General features: G+C 63.6%; 14 protein-coding genes and 1 pseudogene. 8 read left to right on the top strand and 7 right to left on the bottom strand.

Features of this window, described 5'->3' with window-relative positions; all coding sequences use genetic code 11:
- Positions 1 to 37 precede the first annotated feature (37 nt).
- From ACYOEI_RS19955 to ACYOEI_RS19980, 6 genes are all read left to right on the top strand, one after another.
- Positions 38 to 1,369 carry a hypothetical protein gene (locus ACYOEI_RS19955; RefSeq protein ID WP_462851318.1) on the top strand — a complete coding sequence of 444 codons (1,332 nt, stop codon included), beginning with the start codon at positions 38 to 40 and terminating at the stop codon, positions 1,367 to 1,369.
- Positions 1,370 to 1,867: 498 nt separating this feature from the next.
- Entirely contained in the window at positions 1,868 to 3,928 is a 2,061-nt protein-coding gene (locus tag ACYOEI_RS19960; protein WP_462851319.1) for a PrkA family serine protein kinase, read from the top strand.
- A 411-nt stretch (positions 3,929 to 4,339) separates the two neighbouring features.
- Positions 4,340 to 5,443 carry a DUF444 family protein gene (locus tag ACYOEI_RS19965; RefSeq protein ID WP_462851320.1) on the top strand — a complete coding sequence of 368 codons (1,104 nt, stop codon included), beginning with the start codon at positions 4,340 to 4,342 and terminating at the stop codon, positions 5,441 to 5,443.
- A 53-nt stretch (positions 5,444 to 5,496) separates the two neighbouring features.
- On the top strand, positions 5,497 to 5,769 hold the full coding sequence (locus ACYOEI_RS19970; protein WP_462851321.1) for a hypothetical protein: 273 nt from the start codon (positions 5,497 to 5,499) through the stop codon (positions 5,767 to 5,769).
- 90 nt (positions 5,770 to 5,859) lie between these two features.
- Positions 5,860 to 7,410: a SpoVR family protein gene (locus ACYOEI_RS19975; protein WP_462851322.1), complete on the top strand. Its 1,551-nt coding sequence runs from the start codon at positions 5,860 to 5,862 to the stop codon at positions 7,408 to 7,410.
- Positions 7,376 to 7,858 (top strand): hypothetical protein, encoded by a 483-nt coding sequence (locus tag ACYOEI_RS19980; RefSeq protein WP_462851323.1) that lies wholly within the window; start codon positions 7,376 to 7,378, stop codon positions 7,856 to 7,858. The genes ACYOEI_RS19975 and ACYOEI_RS19980 overlap by 35 nt, the downstream gene beginning before the upstream one ends.
- A 117-nt stretch (positions 7,859 to 7,975) precedes the next feature.
- Here the strand turns inward: ACYOEI_RS19980 and ACYOEI_RS19985 are convergent, their stop codons facing one another.
- Together ACYOEI_RS19985 and ACYOEI_RS19990 are read right to left on the bottom strand one after the other, a co-directional pair.
- The gene (locus tag ACYOEI_RS19985; protein WP_462851324.1) at positions 7,976 to 8,269 is read right to left on the bottom strand and encodes a hypothetical protein; all 294 of its coding nucleotides are present in this window, start codon (positions 8,267 to 8,269) and stop codon (positions 7,976 to 7,978) included.
- Between the two features lie 277 nt (positions 8,270 to 8,546).
- Positions 8,547 to 8,756 (bottom strand): hypothetical protein, encoded by a 210-nt coding sequence (locus ACYOEI_RS19990; RefSeq protein ID WP_462851325.1) that lies wholly within the window; start codon positions 8,754 to 8,756, stop codon positions 8,547 to 8,549.
- 555 nt (positions 8,757 to 9,311) lie between these two features.
- Between ACYOEI_RS19990 and ACYOEI_RS19995 the strand changes: the two genes are divergently transcribed.
- On the top strand, positions 9,312 to 11,672 hold the full coding sequence (locus ACYOEI_RS19995; protein ID WP_462851326.1) for a PAS domain-containing hybrid sensor histidine kinase/response regulator: 2,361 nt from the start codon (positions 9,312 to 9,314) through the stop codon (positions 11,670 to 11,672).
- A 170-nt stretch (positions 11,673 to 11,842) separates the two neighbouring features.
- On the opposite strand, the gene ACYOEI_RS20000 is transcribed toward ACYOEI_RS19995, so the two are convergent.
- Both ACYOEI_RS20000 and ACYOEI_RS20005 read right to left on the bottom strand, forming a co-directional pair.
- Positions 11,843 to 12,238, bottom strand: a complete 396-nt coding sequence (locus tag ACYOEI_RS20000) for a hypothetical protein (RefSeq protein WP_462851327.1) — start codon at positions 12,236 to 12,238, stop codon at positions 11,843 to 11,845.
- A 46-nt stretch (positions 12,239 to 12,284) separates the two neighbouring features.
- Positions 12,285 to 12,776 (bottom strand): hypothetical protein, encoded by a 492-nt coding sequence (locus ACYOEI_RS20005; RefSeq protein WP_462851328.1) that lies wholly within the window; start codon positions 12,774 to 12,776, stop codon positions 12,285 to 12,287.
- 451 nt (positions 12,777 to 13,227) lie between these two features.
- Between ACYOEI_RS20005 and ACYOEI_RS20010 the strand changes: the two genes are divergently transcribed.
- Positions 13,228 to 15,123 carry a PAS domain-containing protein gene (locus tag ACYOEI_RS20010; protein ID WP_462851329.1) on the top strand — a complete coding sequence of 632 codons (1,896 nt, stop codon included), beginning with the start codon at positions 13,228 to 13,230 and terminating at the stop codon, positions 15,121 to 15,123.
- Between the two features lie 394 nt (positions 15,124 to 15,517).
- On the opposite strand, the gene ACYOEI_RS20015 is transcribed toward ACYOEI_RS20010, so the two are convergent.
- The 3 genes and pseudogenes from ACYOEI_RS20015 to ACYOEI_RS20025 all read right to left on the bottom strand — a co-directional run.
- The gene (locus ACYOEI_RS20015; RefSeq protein WP_462851330.1) at positions 15,518 to 15,883 is read right to left on the bottom strand and encodes a VOC family protein; all 366 of its coding nucleotides are present in this window, start codon (positions 15,881 to 15,883) and stop codon (positions 15,518 to 15,520) included.
- A gap of 70 nt (positions 15,884 to 15,953) precedes the next feature.
- The gene (locus ACYOEI_RS20020) at positions 15,954 to 16,484 is read right to left on the bottom strand and encodes a hypothetical protein (protein WP_462851331.1); all 531 of its coding nucleotides are present in this window, start codon (positions 16,482 to 16,484) and stop codon (positions 15,954 to 15,956) included.
- 1,260 nt (positions 16,485 to 17,744) lie between these two features.
- Positions 17,745 to 18,269, bottom strand: a pseudogene (locus tag ACYOEI_RS20025) (transposase); the annotation flags it as partial.
- Positions 18,270 to 18,300: the final 31 nt, after the last annotated feature.

The raw sequence follows: 18,300 nt of genomic DNA on the forward strand, positions 1-18,300 counted from the left end.
CGCGGCGATTGGGCTCCGGAATCGAGGGGGTGCGGCGTTGAGCGGTCTGGATCGGCTGCCGGCGTTCTGGGCGCAGGCGACGGGACCGGGGATGTCGTCGCTCGCCCCCCAGGCCTTGAGGCGCTGGTATTCGAGCCTGACGCTCGCCTCGCCGGGGGCGGTACCGAGCTTCGACGGGCTCTGGTCCTGGTTGGCAGGCCTCGCAGGGCTGCTCGTGCTCGCGATGCTGTTCCAGGGGCCGGCTCGGGCACTCGGGCAACTCCTCGACCTCCCCGGACACCTCCGGCTGCTCGCCGGGTCCGCGGGGCGACTTCGCCGTTCGGGTAAGGTCCTCGCCGTGACGATCGGGATGACCGTGGTCGCCTGGACCATGGGCCAGCTCCGGACCTACAACGCGCCTCTGGGACGCGAAGACCTGGTCCAGATCCTGAAGTCGCGGAGCCTCGTCGAGCTGGCAGTCGAGCAAGGGGCGCTGGCCGCCTTGACGCCGTTCCGCGACGTCTTCGGGCTCGGGGATAACCTGGCCCTCCTTTTCGTCGCGACCTTGGTTCTGTTCCGGCGCTGCGCCGAGCGTTGGGGCGCCCCGTACGTGCCGCCGACGGTCGTCCGCCCTCGGTCGTTCCGCTGGGGCTATCTTTCCTGTCTGGCCTGCGTGTTCTACTTGCTCTATCGGCTGGTCTGCATCGCGTCCAGGAGCAGCGACCTTCCGATGCAAGGGCCGCCCTTCGTGCAGGAGTTCGCGGTCCCGGCCCTGATGGCACTCTCCGACGGCCTGCTCCTGGCCTGGATCCTGTCGGAGCTTAGGTCCGCGGGCCCCGGCGACGCGGCCGGAGACGGCCAGGGGGCCGAGCAGGCGGCGGGTCTGCTCCCCGGCGCGGCGCTCGCCTGCCTGGCGGCCCTGCCGGCGCGATACTGGGCCACGACGGTGCTCCTCACGTCTTACGACTTGCCCGGGGCTCTCGCGACCCCCTCGGTGCTGCAATACATCCGCTGGCAGTTGAGCTGGGGCCTGGCCCCGCTGCAAGGGGGGGCGCTCCTCGTCATCGGCCTGGCCGGGGCGGTGGCCTGGACCCGAGGCGGGATCCTCTCCGCCTTGAAGGGTTATGGACGACTGCTCGCGGCCGAAGGGGGGCACCTCGTCGCCGTGCTCCTCGGCGCGGGGCTCGTCGCGGGCGGGGTCTCGGCCCTCGCCTACGCGCTGGTGCTGTCGCTGCCCGTGCAGACCTGGGTCCTCTCGGCGGCCGACAGCTATGCGCACTACGCCACCTTGCCCGTCGGCCTGCTCGGCCTGGCCGCGATGGTCGAGCTCGGCGAGCGATCCCTCCCCTTCGCGACCGCGGTGGACGAGGCCGGCTCGACGACCGGCTGAATCATTGGCGGACGCGAATATCGACAAGTGCTAAATCGGTCGCGGGAGCGCCACGCCCCCCGCCGAATGGCCGGGAATGCGCGCCGACGGCCCGTCCGTGGCGGGCCGGAAGACGGCATGTCGTGGCCGGTTTCGCGGAGTCATCACGGGGCCGTCGAATCAACCTTTCGGGGCTTCTGCTTCGCTTGACAGGAACGGGAGATCGGGGTTGTAATGAATGTGATGGCCAGGTGTTTGACCGGTACCGAGCACCGGCACCCCCCGTTGAGGCCCCATCAACCGTTCCCTCGGGTCCCCACGACGACGACCCGAAGGCGATCCTCGACTCAGGCCTTTCCCCAAACGACGCGTTGACAATTCGGAATAGCCTCGCTTCGAGGATCCCTAGCCGTGCGCGCGGGCCGACGACACGATCGCCAGCCCGACCCCGCATCGGGCGGCCCTGATCGGCACGCCGCGCGACGCCCGCCGGATCCACCATCAGGAGGGAAACCGCTCATGTCCACAGGAACGGATCTGATCGCGTTGATTGCCAGCCGCCAGAACCTGGCGGATTACCAAAAGAAGCACTGGCACGGGTCCTTCGCCGAATACATCGACATCGTGCGTCGCGACCCGAAAGTGACCCGCACCGCCTACCAGCGGGTCTACGACATGATCTTGAGCCACGGCACCGAGGAGGTCTCCATCAACAAGGAGAAGCTCGCCCGTTACAAGTTCTTCGACGACAACGAGTCCGGCGGACAGGATGCGATCTTCGGCCTCGATCGCACGCTGATGAATCTGGTGAACATCCTCAAGAGCGCCGCCCACGGCTACGGGACCGAACGCCGCGTCCTGCTCCTGCACGGGCCGGTCGGCAGCTCCAAGAGCACCATCGCCCGCCTGCTCAAGAAGGGCCTCGAACGCTACTCGAAGGCCGACGACGGTGCGCTCTACACCTTCGGCTGGCGCGAGGAGACCCTCGACGGCGGCGAGGACTTCGCCGACTGCCCGATGCACGAGGAGCCGCTCCACCTGATCCCGACCGAGTTCCGCCCCTCGGTCCTCGAGGCCCTCAACGCCGGGCTCGAGGAGGCCGGGCACCAGGTTGCCGTCGAGGGGGAACTCTGCCCCTACTGTCGGCAGATGTTCAACGAACGGATGGAACGCTACAACGGCGATTGGTCGAAGGTCCTCGGCGACGTCCGCGTCCGTCGCCTGATCCTTTCCGAGCAGGATCGGGTCGGCGTCGGCACGTTCCAGCCCAAGGATGAGAAGAACCAGGACGCGACCGAGCTGACGGGCGACATCAACTACCGCAAGATCGCGGAGTATGGCACCGAGAGCGACCCACGCGCCTTCAATTTCGACGGCGAGTTCAACATCGCGAACCGCGGTATCATCGAATTCATCGAGGTCCTCAAGCTCGACGTCGCCTTCCTCTACGACCTCCTGGGCGCCAGCCAGGAGCACAAGATCAAGCCCAAGAAGTTCGCCCAGACCGACATCGACGAGGTCATCCTCGGCCACACGAACGAGCCCGAATACAAGAAGCTCCAGTCGAACGAGTTCATGGAGGCCCTCCGCGACCGTACGGTTAAGATTGACGTGCCGTACGTCACTCGACTCTCGGACGAGATCCATATCTATCAGAAGGATTACAACAGCCGGAAAGTACGCGGCAAGAAGATCGCGCCCCACACCCTCGAGGTCGCCGCGATGTGGGCGATCCTCACCCGGCTCGAGGAGCCCAAGAACGCCGGGCTGACCCTGCTCCAGAAGCTCAAGCTCTACAACGGCAAGACCCTGCCCGGGTTCACCGAGGACAACATCAAGGAGCTCCGCGAGGAGGCCGAACGCGAGGGGATGCACGGGATCAGCCCGCGCTACGTCCAGGACAAGATCTCCAACGCCCTCGTGTCCCACGCCGACGAGCGTTCCGTGAACCCGTTCATGGTCCTCAACGAGCTCGAGTCGGGGCTGAAGCACCACTCCCTGATCAACAACGACGACCTCCGCAAGCACTACAAACACCTGCTGTCGGTCGTCAAGGAAGAGTACGAAGACATCGTCAAGAACGAGGTCCAGCGCGCGATCGCGGCCGACGAGGACTCGCTCGCCAGGCTCTGCGGCAACTACATCGACAACGTCAAGGCCTACACCCAGCGCGAGAAGGTCAAGAACAAGTACACCGGGCAGACCGAAGAACCCGACGAGCGGCTCATGCGGTCGATCGAAGAAAAAATCGACATCCCCGAAAGCCGCAAGGATGATTTCCGCCGGGAGATCATGAACTACATCGGGGCCCTCTCGCTCGACGGCAAGAAGTTCGACTACCGGACGAACGAACGGCTCCAGAAGGCCCTCGAGCTCAAGCTCTTCCAGGACCAGAAGGATACGATCAAATTGACGAGCCTCGTGACGAGCGTCGTCGACAAGGACACCCAGGAGAAGATCGACATCGTCAAGGGCCGCCTGATCCGGAACTACGGCTATGACGAGGACTCCGCGACCGACGTCCTGAACTACGTCGCCAGCATTTACGCCCGCGGTGACGTCAAACGGGGCAACCACTGATCCCATTAGGGGACGTGGCCCGGCCGGCGGGGCGGCTGTCGAAAAGGGTTTCGCTCAAAAAGGTTATGGCATTTTGTCGTGGCCATTCATTGATTGTTGTCCTGCCCCGGCATAGCATTTGCTTTTAGGGGAGGCGGGTCAGCGGACGGCCAATCGGCGTCGGCCGGTTGGTCGTCCCCACACAGCCGAAGCTCCGCACCCGCCTCCGTTCTCTTCCTACGCGGCGTCTTTATCGATCTTTGCCATGTGAATCACAGCCGGACCCCTGGGCCGCGGGCGCGACGTGCTGCGCCCCGATCATAGGGAGGGCGGGGTCGGGCGGCGGGAGATGGGGCAGGCGGGTTGGTCGGCGCGACGGGTTGACCAAACGGCACGAGTCGGCTGTCCCCCAACGGCGAGGGTTCCACGGCCGTGGTGCGTAAAATCGAGCGCGACGCGAATCGGTTCAAGCAGATCGTCCGCGGTAAGATCAAGACCGATCTGCGTAAATATATCAGCCATGGTGAGATGATCGGGAAGACCGGGGGCGAGCTCGTCTCGATCCCGCTACCCCAGATCGACATCCCCGAGTTCCGTTACGGGCCGAAGAACAGCGGCGGGGTCGGGCAGGGGCCGGGGGACGTCGGCACCCCGATCGGCCGCGCGGGCGAAGGCGAGGCGGCGGGGGCCGCCGGCGACGCGCCGGGGCACCACATCCTCGAGGTCGAGCTCACGCTCAACGAGCTGGCGCAGATCCTCGGCGAAGGGTTGGCGCTCCCTCGGATCTTGCCCAAAGGCCGCGCCAACATCATCGAAGACAAGGACAAGTACACCGGGATTCGCCAGGCGGGGCCCGAGAGCCTCCGCCACTTCAAGCGGACGTACAAGAAGGCCCTGAAAAGGCAGATCGCCTCGAACACGTATAACCCCAGCGACCCGATGGTCATCCCCGTCCGCGAGGACAAGCTCTACCGCTCGTGGAACCCGATCCCGCTCCCGCACTCGAACGCCGTCGTCCTCTACCTGATGGACGTCTCCGGCTCGATGACCGACGACCAGAAGGAGATCGTCCGCATCGAGGCGTTCTGGATCGACACCTGGCTCAAGAGCCAGTATGACGGGGTCACGACCCGCTACATCATCCACGACGCGGCCGCCAAGGAGGTCGACCAGCACACGTTCTATCACACCAGGGAGAGCGGCGGGACGCGGATCAGCTCGGCGTACAACCTCGCGAACAAGATCATCGACGCCGACCATCCCCCGATCGACTGGAACATCTACGTCCTGCACTTCTCCGACGGCGACAACTGGGGCGAAGACAACCGCCAGTGCGTGTCCTTGCTCCGCGACCAGCTCTTGCCCAAATGCAACCTCTTCGGATACGGCCAGGTCGAGAGCCCGTATGGATCGGGCGAGTTCTATCGCGAGCTCGAGGAGGCGTTTGACGAGATCCCGAACCTTGCGCTGTCCGAAATCCGTAATAAAGATGGCATCTACGAATCGATCAAAGAATTTCTCGGCCGGGGGCGTTGACGCCGACCGGTCTCCCGATCAACCAACCACCCGCAGCATCGAGGGCGAACCGCGTGGGCCAGTTTCGCGTCCCTTACCCCCGAGAACCCGAGGAGCGTCGGGTCCTTTTCGACAAGGTCGCCGCACTCCTGTCTCGCCACGGCGAGTACTCGGGGACTCCCGAGGAAGGGACCTTCGGCGGCAAGACCCCGTTCGGCCGGTTCGCCGGGACCTACCGGGCCATCGGGGAGTCGAGCGAGCTTGAGATCACCCTGACGGAAAAGCCCTGGCTGGTCAGCACCCAAATGGTCGAGGGCGAGGTCCGCAAGCTCATCGGCCCACGCTGAGCGGCGGTGGTCGTCAAGCCCGGAACAGGGACGAGTCAGTCGGTCGGATCGTGGACGGGCATCGAAGGGAACGAGACCGGAGTCACTCAGATGTCGATCATGAGGAACGAACACGACCTGCCCGACGACCTTCGCGCCCTCCAGGTCGAGACCGAGCAGCACGCGCGCGAGTTCGGGCTCGACTTCTACGACACCATCTTCGAGGTCCTCGACTACGACGAGCTCTCCGAGATCGCCGCGCTCGGCGGCTTCCCGACCCGATACCCCCACTGGCGGTTCGGCATGGAGTACCAGCAGCTCTCCAAGGGCTACCGCTACGGGCTCCAGAAGATCTACGAGATGGTCATCAACAACGACCCCTGCTACGCCTACCTCCTGCGCTGCAATCAATGGGTCGACCAGAAGCTCGTCATGGCCCACGTCTACGGCCACAACGACTTCTTCAAGAACAACATCTGGTTCAGCCGCACCAACCGCAAAATGATGGACGAGACGGCGAACCACGGCAACCGGATCCGCTCCCACATGGAGCGGCACGGGGAGGACGCCGTCGAGGGGTTCATCGACAGTTGCCTGTCGCTCGAGAACCTGATCGACATGCACTCCCCGTTCATCAAGCGGCGCGATGACGTGGACCGCTACGACTTCAACGGGGCCGACGACAGCCAGTCCGCCTCGGCGAAGTTTCAGAGCAAGGACTACATGGACGCGTACGTCAACCCGCCCGCGGTCCTCAAGGAACAACTCCGCCAGAAAGAGGTCGAGCGCCAGAAGGCCAAGCAGTTCCCCGAGCAGCCCGAACGCGACGTGCTCCTCTTCCTCCTGGAACACGCCCCGCTGCACACCTGGCAGCGCGACGTGTTGAGCATCGTCCGCGAGGAGGCCTATTACTTCACCCCGCAGGGCCAGACCAAGATCATGAACGAGGGGTGGGCGTCGTACTGGCACTCGACCATCATGACGACCCGGACCTTGAGCCCTTCTGAGCTCGTCGACTACGCCGACCACCACTCCGGGACGATGGCCACGCAGCCCGGCCGCCTGAACCCGTACAAGCTCGGCATCGAGCTCTTCCGAGACATCGAGGAGCGCTGGAACAAGGGGCAGTTCGGCCCCGAGTACGACGACTGCGAGAATTATGAAGAACGCCAACGCTGGGACAAACAGCTCGGGCTCGGCCGGCAGAAGATCTTCGAGGTGCGGCGGATCCACAACGACGTGACGTTCGTCGACACCTTTTTGACCCCCGACTTCTGCCGTCGTTATCAACTCTTCAGTTTCAAGCACAACGACTCGAACGAGACGTACGAGATCGAGAGTCGCGAGTTCAAGAAGGTCAAGGATCGCCTCCTCTTCGGCCTGACCAACTTCGGCCAGCCGATCATCCGCGTCAAGGATGGCAACCACCGGAACCGGGGCGAGCTGTACCTCCAGCACGAGCATTTCGGGATCGACCTGAAGCTCGACCACGCCCAGGACACTTTGCGCCACCTGAACCGCCTCTGGTCGAGGCCGGTCCATATCGAGACCGTCGTCGACGGGCGGCCCACCCTCTTATCATTCGACGGGACGGATCACACGATCCGCCCGCTTGGAGGATCGTCCAATGAGTCTGAGCCAAAAGATCGCCGACGCGCTTGACGCCCCGATCGGCCCCGGGGCCGTGCCGGGCGACCTCACCGTCGAATCCGGCACCGATCGCCTCACGCTCCGCCTGACCGCCTCCGGCCCGGTCGGCCTCGCCTTCGACACCCTGAAGTTCGAATCGAGCGCCCGGCCCGAGTTGTCGGACGCCGACCTCGTCGGCTGGAGCCAGCGGATCGCGTCCCGCGTCACCTACCTGATGGAGCCTTTGGTCGTCCTCGAGCACGATACCGTCGGCGGCGCCGTCGAGCTGCGCAGCCAGGCCCCGACCGCCCGCGGCGAACAACGCTCGTTCTACGAGATGCGCCTCGGCCGCAATGGCGACGTCTCCCTCTCGCGCGTCACCTTCGACGCGACGACTCGCCGACGCCGCGCGACCTCCTGCCAGATGACCCGTGAGGTCCTCGAACGCCTCACCGACGACCTGGTCGCCTGCGCCTCGTGATCGGATTCGCCTTCAGATCGGCGGTTGTCGACAAAACGAAGGGGCGGCCTCCCATCGGGAGGTCGCCCCTCTTACATTGGTCGAGTTCGCGACTCGCGGCGATCGGCCGGCCAGCGGTCAGGCCGCCTGCGCCTCGCCGTCGTCGTGCTGTAGGGTGTGCAGGCCCAGGCGATGGAACTCTTCCTGGGTGACCTCGAACGGCTCGCCGTTCAACGCCCAGATCTCTTCGATCACCTCGTCGATGTCGCGCTCGGGCTCTTCCCAGGTCACGACGAACTTGGCGTCGTCGACGATCAGGACGTCGAGCCCGAGGTCGACGAGATACGACTCGATCGGGGTTCGCTGCTCCGGGTTGATGGTGAACGTCCAACGGAGCAAGTCGATCGAAGTGGACTCTTGTTCGCTGCTCATCGTCCATTTCCCTCCTTGAAACCTCGGACCGTTGGGTGCGTGAACCGACTCGCCGCATCCAGCCCGCATCAAAATTCGATCGGGATTCGTCGAGTGATTTCTTGAGCGGCTTTGCCCTTGACACTCGGTTTCGAGTCACGTCCGCCCCATCCGATCTTGAAGCGAACACGGGGCTTCGCTGTGACCTTCGACGAAGGACGAGAGGCGATTCGTGGCCCCGAATCGCCCCCGAATGGGGTTGGCTGGCGCTGTCGTCGAACTCGCCGTGCATCCGTTCTCAGCGTTTCGGCGGTCTCTGGAAGTGACGGTCCTGCGCGTAGAAGAGCAACGATTGCTCGATCGTGTCGGCAAGCCCGAGGCGGCAGTGTTCCGCGAACCCGTCGAGCCACGTCTTCCATTCCAGAGAGCCCTTCAGGGCAACCACCGTCTCGCGTGCCGGCCCCTTCCGCTTGGGTCGCCCCGGTTTCCTCCGTTCCTGTCCCTCCATCGGTTCCGTCTCCTGCGGGAGGTGCGGCCCCGTTGCCGATCCGTTCGGACCACCTGCCCGATTACAATCCTAGCAGCTAACGTGCAAAAACGAGCATGCTATTAATTAGTAATTCGATTGATTATTTTATTTTTAGTGGAACTTTACTGTTTTTTTACTATGCTTAATCTGCGGGGATCGCAACGCCCACCCCATCGGGGGGGGCGATGGACTCTCCGGCCCGGCCGGCCGCACTCTCCCCTCCAACGCCTCGGACCGCGTCGAGTCGACCCTGCGGCGACGATGCAGGAGTGCGGCAGACAACCCGCGATCCCTCCCCCCGATCGGGAGATCCCGAAGCCACGGTTTTCACGCGGCCCGAGTCGGACGTCGACCGGCGCGATATGGCGTTTCGGGATGGGGACCGTGCCTGAGCCTTGGGGCGATCGAGCCCTCCCGGTCATCGCAGTCGTCGAGAGAGCGAAGCTCTCCGGGGCAATGAACCTCCCGAACAAGCCGGGGTGCAAGAATTTCGACTTGGACGAGGGATCGCCGTTCAGAATAGGGGAGGATGCAATGGTCAAGAATCTCGAACGGCCGTCATCCGAATGGGCGCTGGCCGAGCAGGCGTTGCTTGAACAGAAGGAGGGGCTTCGCTTCACTCCTCCCGGCGCCGGCGACGCCGTCGTCACCGCGGACGCAAACGGCGGCATCACCTTCCTGAACGCGGTCGCCCAGACCTTGACCGGCTGGACGCAGGCCGAGGCGGTGGGCGTCCCCGTGCTCGACGTCATCCGCTTGGTCGACGAAGCGAGTCGCGCGGCGGTCGAGGATCCCTCCGCCCGAGCCTTGAGGGAGGGGACGATCGTCGGGTTGGCCGATGACTGCGTGCTCATCCGCAAGGATGGGACGGAGCGGCCCGTCGAAGCCAGCGCGACTTCCGTCCGCGACAAGGCCGGTATCATCACCGGGGTCGTCTTGGTCATGCGAGACTGCACCGAACGTCGACGACTCGAGCGGTCGGCGCGGGAAGCCCTCGTGTATGCCGAGGAGATCATCGCGACGCTGAGGGAGCCGTTCCTGGTCCTCGACAGTCGCCACCGGGTCATCTCGGCCAACGCTTCCTTCTATCGGACCTTCCACGTCTCGGAGGAGGAGACGGCCGGGCGCTTCATCTACGAGCTTGGCGACGGCCAGTGGGATATCCCCTCCCTCCGGACGTTGCTCGAGGAGGCGATCCCCAAGGCGATCGTCGTCCACGACTTCGAGGTCGAGCATGACTTCCCGACGATCGGCCCGAAGCTGATGCTGCTCAACGGCCGACGATTCCCGCCCGAGGGCGAGAACCCGAATCTGGTCCTGCTCTCCATCCAGGATGTCACCGAGCAGAGGAGGATGGACGCGATCCTCCGAGACTCCGAACTCCGGTTCCGGCGCCTGTTCCAAACGGCCAAGGACGGGATCCTCATCCTCGACATTGCCCTCGGGACGATCATCGAAGCCAACCCGTTCATGTGCGGCTTGTTGGGCTACGAGCGCGACGACTTCCTGGGCAAGGAACTCTGGGAGATCGGCCTCTTCCGGGACAAGGATGCAAACCGAGAGGCCTACGGTGAACTGCGGTCGAAGGGGTACATCCGCTACGAGAACCTGCCGCTGAGGACCAAGGGGGGAGGAGAGGTGGAGGTTGAGTTCGTCAGCAACCTCTACAAGGTGGGCAACCGCAAGGTCGCCCAGTGCAACATCCGGGATATCACCCAACGCAGCCGGATGGAGCGTCAGGCCAGGGCGCAGGTGGCGGCATTGGCCGACCTCCACCGACGCAAGGACGAGTTCCTGGCGATCCTCTCGCACGAGCTTCGCAATCCCCTCTCGCCGATCCTCAACGCGGTCCACCTCCTCCGCTTGCAAGGGGATGAGAACCTGATCCAGAAAGAGGCTCGCACCCTCATCGAGCGGCAGGTGGGACAACTCTCCGTGCTCGTCGATGACCTGCTGGAAGTGGCCCGATTCACCAGCGGGAAGATCCGCCTGCAGCCGGTGCGCATGGACATGCGGGGCGTCGTGGAGCGGTCGGTCGAGTCGGCCCGCCCCCTGATCGACCGCCGAAGGCACGTCCTCACGGTGGACGTACCGACCGAGCCGATTTGGCTGCAAGCCGACCCCGCCCGCCTGGAGCAGGTGGTGGTCAACCTCCTGAACAATGCCGCGAAGTACACCGACGAAGGGGGCTCGATCGACCTCGAGGTGCGGACCGACGGGCACGAGATGGTCCTGAGGGTGCGGGACTCGGGCATCGGCATCGACCTCGAGGAGTTCCCCGACATCTTCGACATGTTCACGCAGGCGGGACGGTCGCTGGATCAGGCGCAAGGGGGGCTGGGGATCGGCTTGTCCCTCGTCCAGCGGCTCGTCGATATGCACGGGGGGACGGTGGAGGTCCACAGCGATGGATTGGGTCGAGGGTGCGAATTCACGGTTCGCCTCCCATTGTCGCCGGCCACCGCGGCCGAGCCTCCAAAGGCCCGCCAAATACCGTCCGCTCGTCCCGCGAACTCCGGCCGAGTCCTGGTGGTCGATGACAACGTGGACTCGGCCGAAGTCCTGGCGAAGCTGCTGAGGCTGTCGGGGCACGAGGTGTCGACGGCTTACACCGGCCCTGCCGCCCTGACGGCCGCGCAGGCCGACTTACCCGACGTGGTGTTGCTCGACATCGGGTTGCCGGGATTGAACGGTTACGAAGTGGCCCGTCGACTCAGGCAGATCCCCCAACTCAGGGAGGTCCGGCTCGTCGCCATGACCGGCTACGGAGACGCGACCGAGCGCCGTCTCGCACAGGAGGCGGGGTTCGACAGGCACGTCGTCAAGCCGCTGGACTTCGCGCAGGTGGAACAACTTCTGGCGACCTTGCTCGCGGAGCGCCCCGTCGAAGGTTGAGGATCGTGGTCGAGAGGATCCCGACGGCGAAGCCTCGGTGTCCGCCGATTCGCTCCCGCGACGAACGAACCGGCGGCCCGGTCTCGAGGACCGCTCCCAGGATGTCGGGCCGTTTCTACCCTTCGGCGGTCGACTTCTTCAGGGCATGGACGAACTCCCATGCAACGTGGTCAGGAATTGGGGGCATCGAAGGCCCGGACGTTCTCGAGGACCCGCCCGAAGAGTTCGCGGCGGAAGTGATCGGCCACGCCATCGATCTCCCTGGCCAAGTCCTGTGCGAGGTTGGCGACGGCCTCGCGAGGCGTGGCCCCTTCGGCCTGCAGATCGGGGATGGCGCTATGATGGGCGCGGAAGGCCGAGGCCGTCGACCCGGATTCCACGACGACCTTCCCCGCATCGACGGTATCGCCGGCCCCGGTCTTGGAGGACGCCGAAGCCCCTTGCCTCCGATCGTTCGTGTCCTCCGACCCGGAGTTGCCCTCCAATTCGTAGGAGTCGACCGCTCCGGACTTGGAATCGTCGTCCGGGTCGGTCGATCGCTGTCCCGGTCTCTCCATGCTGTCCATGAGATTGATCCTTTCGTTAATGTAGTCATCGCGGAACTGGGCCGGCTCATCGAGACGAGCGGGCGCCATCCTTGTCGGATGTCGTCGTGATTTGGGGACGCAACTCCGGCGCCCGGCATGTCAAAGCCGGGCTTGCGATGGCCTCTCTCCCAGCCCCATCCTCCAGGGTGGCTTCGATCCCGGACAGGAGGCCTGCCGCGGTCCGACCACGACCTGACCGGACCTCGGCTCGGTATGCCTCCATGAATCGATGGAAACCGTAACGAGACGCGGCCATCAGCCGGTCGGCCTGAGCGTCGGTCAACTCGGCCTGGATGCAGAGGAAACGTGTATGCGCGAGGATCTGCTCGCCGAGGTCCTCGACCAGTTGGGCCAGGTCGACCTCGGAGCCGATCGGGATCGTCCGCAGCAGTCCCAGGCCCGCATCGGTGGCCTGAGAGGCGTGCTCGATGAGGAACGCCTTCCCGAGGTCTTGCTCCATCGCGGCTTGGATCTGGACGCCGACAACCCACCAGGGGCCTTTCTCCTCATTCGCCATGGCTCGGCCTCTCGGTCGGGATATGCAGGCGACACCGGGCCCACCGCCCCCTCGTTCGCCGACGTTGAGGGGCCGCATGACAAAGCCCAGATGCGTCGTTCCCGACTGGGATTGTAGCGCGGGAAGGTGATTAATCAATTTCTATAAATTTATTAAATCAATATTTTTGAGGAAGTTTTATTTTTCCACGGTATTCCGTTCGCAGGGATTATAATAGAGCTTCGCGGAGACCAAGCCGAACGGGGGGCTCGCCGGTGCCGCCCCGATTCGTGACCGTGGGACGACCTGTTCCATCGTCCGACCTCGCCGCCTTTTGGGCGGCGAACCGGCGGTCGAGGAGACCGGTAACCCTCGAGCAGGCTCGTCCCGCGGGGTGCAAGTCGCTCTGGAAACCATGGACCGTAATCGTTCGGCACGCGTTGGCAGAGCACTTCCAGAGGAGACCCTCGCCATGAAATCCGATCGTCTCGAAACGGGATCGAGGGTGGACAACCGGGATGCCACCGGCGCGATCCGGTTGCAAGCCGGAACGAAGGCGGGCGGTCTCCTGGAGAATCCGCTGTTCCACACGCTCCTGGATGCCTTCGCGGCCATCGCCTGGACGACCCAAGGGACCGGTGAATTCGACGTGGACCAGCCCGCCTGGCGCCGATACACCGGACAAACACAGGAGCAACTCCTGGGATGGGGATGGATCGATGCGATCCATCCCGAGGATCGGCCGAATACCACGCGGATTTGGTCGCAGGCCCTGGCGACCCGGACGCATTACCAGGTGGAACACCGGGTGTGCCGACATGACGGCGAATATCGCCATATGGCGGCCCAGGCCGTCCCGATTCTCGTCGATGATACGTCGATCCGTGAATGGGTTGGTGTGCATATCGACATAACGGATCGCAAGCGGGCCGAGGCATCGCTGCGACAGAGCGAGGAGCGTTTCCGCAAGGCCTTCGAAGCCTCCGTCGTCGGGATGGCGTTGGTGACACAGGCCGGGGAGTGGATCCTGGTCAATCCAGCCCTAGGCGCGATCGTGGGCCTGAGCGAGGGCGAGTTCTCGGCCACGACCTTCCACGCCATCGTCCACCCGGCCGACCTCGAGGCGAACCGTGCACTCTCCCGCGACCTGCTGGCGGGCGAGATTTCCCACTACCAGTCGGAGATGCGATACCTCCACAAGCTGGGGCATATGGTCTGGTGTCTCATGAGCGTATCCCTGGTCGGGAACTCCGTCGGCCAGCCCGGATATTTCGTCGCGCAGATCCTGGACATTACGCCGAGGAAACGTACGGAAGAGGCGCTGTCGGAGCGGGCTCGCCTCGCGGAGTTTGGGTCCGACATCGTCCTTCGCCTGGCACGACGTGCCCCCCTGGAGGAAATGCTCCACGAGTGCGCCGACAGCCTGGCCGGGCACTTCGGTGAAGCGTTCGTCGGGATTTGGTTGCTCGAACACGAGAGCGAAGTCCTGGACCTCCGGGCCCGGGCCGGGATTCCTCCTAAATTCGAAAAATCTTACGAACGAGTCTCTAGCGATCGGTCCAATATCGGCAGGATCGCCCGCGAACGCCGGCCTCACTTGACCAACGCCGTCATCGGCGACCCGCGCATGACCGATCAGGATTGGGGCGAGTGGGAAGGGATGGTCGCGTTCGCGGGCTTTCCCCTGCTCGTCGACGATCGACTCTTCGGAGTCATCGCCACCTTCTCGCGTCGTCCGCTCTCGCACGACGCCTTCCGGATGCTGGACGCGTTGGCCAACGCGATTGCGATGGCCATCGATCGCCAAGACGCCGAGGTCCAGCTTGTCCACCAGGCGACGCACGACGGCCTGACGGGGCTTCCCAACCGCGGCCTGCTGCTCCTAAGTATCGAACGCTCTTGCGAGGCGCTGCGGCGGACCGACCCGAGCGCGCATTTTGCCCTACTGCTGCTCGATCTGGATCACTTCAAGGAGATCAACGACACATTCGGCCATCACTTCGGCGACGAAGTCCTGAGGCTGCTCACCTCCCGTCTCCTCGGACTCGTCAGGGATTCCGACCTGGTCGCCCGGCTGGGCGGGGATGAAATCAGCATCCTGCTGCTCGACACCGACGAGTCGGAGGCACTCCGGGTCGCGGACCGGATCCTCGCCGAATTGCGCCTGCCGATCACGATCGAGAACCAGCCGTTCTCCGTCGGTGTGAGCATCGGCGTGGCCCTCTTTCCCGACCACGGTAGGGACGCCATGACCCTGCTTCGGCGAGCGGACACTGCGATGTATGCCGCGAAGCGCAGCCGGTCCGGCCGGCTCGTCTATGCCGATTTTGGGCCCGATCGCAACCGTTTAGGATTAAAAAATGTATAAAAAATGGACATGTTTAATGGTCGTTATGGTTTAAACGATTGGTGCACTGGGCAATCCGGTCTCGGCGTAAGTCGTTATTTTCGACAGGTCTCCCGCCGGAAAACCTCGCAGAATCACAAATCGAGAGTTAAAAAAATGATTATACTATATTAATCAATATAATTGGTTTTTAATGTTTTAATTATGTAAATGCTCGATTGCGAGTCATCCGTATCCGGTCGGCTGAGACTGAAACGTGACCTTGTGGCATTGGGCTGTCTTTCAGGATGTCTCGGCTTCCAGATCAGCATGTGCCGTCGAGTAGGTGGTGGGGGCGATGGGCAGACTTGTGCCGGTGGCACCGGCCATGCCCCGACGTGGGCACTCGCTCCGCAAACACTGTCCGGGGATTAATTCATTCGGCCTGCCACACCTCGACCATCAGGCCATCCGGGTCGGCGATCATCATGAACTGACCGTCTGACGGCCGGACGACTTCGACTTGGTTTCGGGCGAAGAGCTTTTCTGCGGCCTCTAGGTCATCCACCTCCAGCCAAAGGATTGTCATGGCGTGGTCCGGAAACGATGACGGGCTTCGCCTGTCCGCGTTCGGCATCAGGGTAATGGACCAGTCCCCGAGCCGATACCACGGACAGCCATAACCATCACGGGGGTCAGGGGACGCTCCCAGGACACCCTCGTAGAATCGCCGGGAGCGATCCAGGTCGGTGCAGGCGATCGTCATCGCCTTCAGTCGAAAAGTCTGTTCGCGCTCCGTCATCGGTGGCCTCCGGTTCATTCCGCCCGATGCGGATGGGTGGATGAGGTCGGCCTGACCAAGACCTTGACGGTCACCATACCAGCCTGACATCCCGAGCCGAGCCGTCCCCCGATGACATCCTCGCATCCGACACCTGCCCCAAGCCAGTGGCCCTCGCGTCTTCGGCCGCAGCAACGCGGATCGCGAAACTTCTGATTTGACACGTCTCTTTACCTTCCGGCCACGTCAGGCACCGGAGCGATTGAGAGTCGGCCGAAAAAATGGGGGAGGACGCGACGCAACGCTCATAGAGGGTACGGCATTCCCCCGCGATGGCCGTGAACTCGCCCGTCTGGGTGTCGATCGCAACCGGGACGACTTTCAATCGCCAGTAGGACTGCGGGTCGCTGGGGTGGTTCTCCAGGTAGGTGAGGAGGAGTCGGCCGCTCGCGTCGGCCCCGATCACGGGGAAGCGTTCCCTGCCTAGGCCGTCGTCAGGCACGACAGGGCAGGTCAGGCGACCCGCAGCGATGACCTCTGTGGAATCCTGATCGAGCTCGAGCCACCAGATCTGCTCCCGTTCAAGCCGAGTGACTCCCTCAGCGGTCGACCTCGGGCACATGGAGACAAGGATTCGGCCCTTCAGGCGAATGTCGGTCGGCCAAGAGATATCGCCCCGGAGCATGCCATCGGCGCCGGCGACTTCACTTCGCCATCGAACGGTCGATGGTTGCAATTCACTCCGGCGGCCCGGTCGGCCTTCAAATTCCAGCCGCGAGAGCCGAGACCGGGAGTCGACGTAGAGGATGCGAGCCGAGTGGTCCGGGAACCAGCATGGTCGGCCAAGAACGACACCTTCGAGCGGCATCCGATCGAGGAGGTTGCCTTCGGGCATTGAGACTCGAACCAGGGCCGGATCGTCGGGCCCTAACGCGGGGAAGCCAGACAGGACACCAACCATCTGACTCCGACCGCGTTCGTCCTGCCAAGGAGATGCGCAGGCGTGATACAACTCCCTCACCACTCTTGAGGCCGACAGATCGATTTGTCCTGACTCCGGGTCGTAGACGACAGCCTTCGGCGACGAATGGAAAATTGTCTCCGGCCCGACGACGAACGGGGGCGTCCTCGGTGTTCGCACAGCGGGGGGCGGCGGATTGACTCGGTGCAGGACCACGGCGAGGGCGGTCGCCATCAACGCCGACTTCGCCAGAACCCCGCAAGCTCCACGCATGATCGAGACTATCCGGGTGCGAGGATAAGGGCTCCACCCCAAGCCAGGTGCCACCTGATCTCTCGCCCTCTGTGCATCGCGCATGACGTCGGACCTCGACTACATAGACGGAACTTCTCGACTGCGAGGGGGAGCTCTTTTACTTTTGTCAGACATCGCACGGTTGTCAAGGGGTTGTGGTCGAATACCGGCACCCATTACTGTTTCGGGGGGGGCCGATGTCATTCCAACTTTTTCGAGAGAGGTGAAATCTGGGCCCAGGAAGAAGGGGCGGCGTCGAGATGGGGCGGGGCCACAGCGAAAGTTGATCAATACGTATACATCAATAGAGAGATAAACTTATGGATTTGTAGCCTTGCGGCGATTCGCCTTAGAATCTGGTCAGGCCCGATTCGGCCTGCGATGGAGGGCTGTCACTTGCTCAAGATCTCACATCTCCTCGATACCGCCGGGACCGGACCTCGACCAGGCCCGTGAGCAAGTCGAGGCGACCATCGAGTCGCTGAAGGCTGTGCTGGACGGCCAGGAGGGAGACGTGGGGTCTGTTAGGCAGGTGATAGGAAGGCTCGAAAGGATTGTCGCCGAGATCGCTGCGGCTGCCCGACCTTTAGCCGGCATCAGTACTTCGGATGCTATGGCATTAGGATTCTATAGTGTAACTAGTGGCGGTGGTTGCCTTTCGATCGACACCTCTCTGACAAGCCCAAACATCTCGACCACCACATCCTGGAGCCACAGGAGCATCACCTCCAGCCTCAACCGCGACGGATTCAACCTCATCCCACCTCGACGCGGGCTCGACAATACCGCGTGGTGCAGCCACACCCACAAGTTGACCAGCAGGAAAGCGATCGCCACGTAGAGGAACCGCACCTCGAACCGTCGCGACGTCGTCCGGATCCGGGCCCGGTTCATCAGGCGATAGCTCGTCTCGATCCCGAAGCGCGTCCGATAGGTGTCCTTCACCCAGTCGAATCCCTTCGGCTTGAATCCCCAGAACGCATACGCCAACGCCTCGCGGCCCCTCTCGCCGCGCTCGCCGCGACGGTTCCGGCACTTGACGCAGATCTCCACCGTCGCCTTCCGCTTCCTGGCGTCGGTCATCGTGTACTCGGACCACCCGCTCCGCTTCCAGTACTTGAACACCCGCGAGCCGCTCGGCCCCAGGGGATGGTCCCACGGCCAGCGCGTACTTATACGCAGG

Source organism: Singulisphaera rosea (genome assembly GCF_054877945.1).

Bases quoted from the DNA above. Each gene is read 5' to 3' on its own strand.
- ACYOEI_RS20005 (WP_462851328.1), bottom strand. From the start codon at position 12,776: ATGGCGAATGAGGAGAAAGGCCCCTGGTGGGTTGTCGGCGTCCAGATC.
- ACYOEI_RS19980 (WP_462851323.1), top strand. From the start codon at position 7,376: ATGAGTCTGAGCCAAAAGATCGCCGACGCGCTTGACGCCCCGATCGGC.
- ACYOEI_RS19985 (WP_462851324.1), bottom strand. From the start codon at position 8,269: ATGAGCAGCGAACAAGAGTCCACTTCGATCGACTTGCTCCGTTGGACG.
- ACYOEI_RS20010 (WP_462851329.1), top strand. From the start codon at position 13,228: ATGAAATCCGATCGTCTCGAAACGGGATCGAGGGTGGACAACCGGGAT.
- ACYOEI_RS20000 (WP_462851327.1), bottom strand. From the start codon at position 12,238: ATGGACAGCATGGAGAGACCGGGACAGCGATCGACCGACCCGGACGAC.
- ACYOEI_RS19960 (WP_462851319.1), top strand. From the start codon at position 1,868: ATGTCCACAGGAACGGATCTGATCGCGTTGATTGCCAGCCGCCAGAAC.
- ACYOEI_RS19990 (WP_462851325.1), bottom strand. From the start codon at position 8,756: ATGGAGGGACAGGAACGGAGGAAACCGGGGCGACCCAAGCGGAAGGGG.
- ACYOEI_RS20015 (WP_462851330.1), bottom strand. From the start codon at position 15,883: ATGACGGAGCGCGAACAGACTTTTCGACTGAAGGCGATGACGATCGCC.
- ACYOEI_RS19975 (WP_462851322.1), top strand. From the start codon at position 5,860: ATGTCGATCATGAGGAACGAACACGACCTGCCCGACGACCTTCGCGCC.
- ACYOEI_RS19995 (WP_462851326.1), top strand. From the start codon at position 9,312: ATGGTCAAGAATCTCGAACGGCCGTCATCCGAATGGGCGCTGGCCGAG.
- ACYOEI_RS20020 (WP_462851331.1), bottom strand. From the start codon at position 16,484: ATGTGCCCGAGGTCGACCGCTGAGGGAGTCACTCGGCTTGAACGGGAG.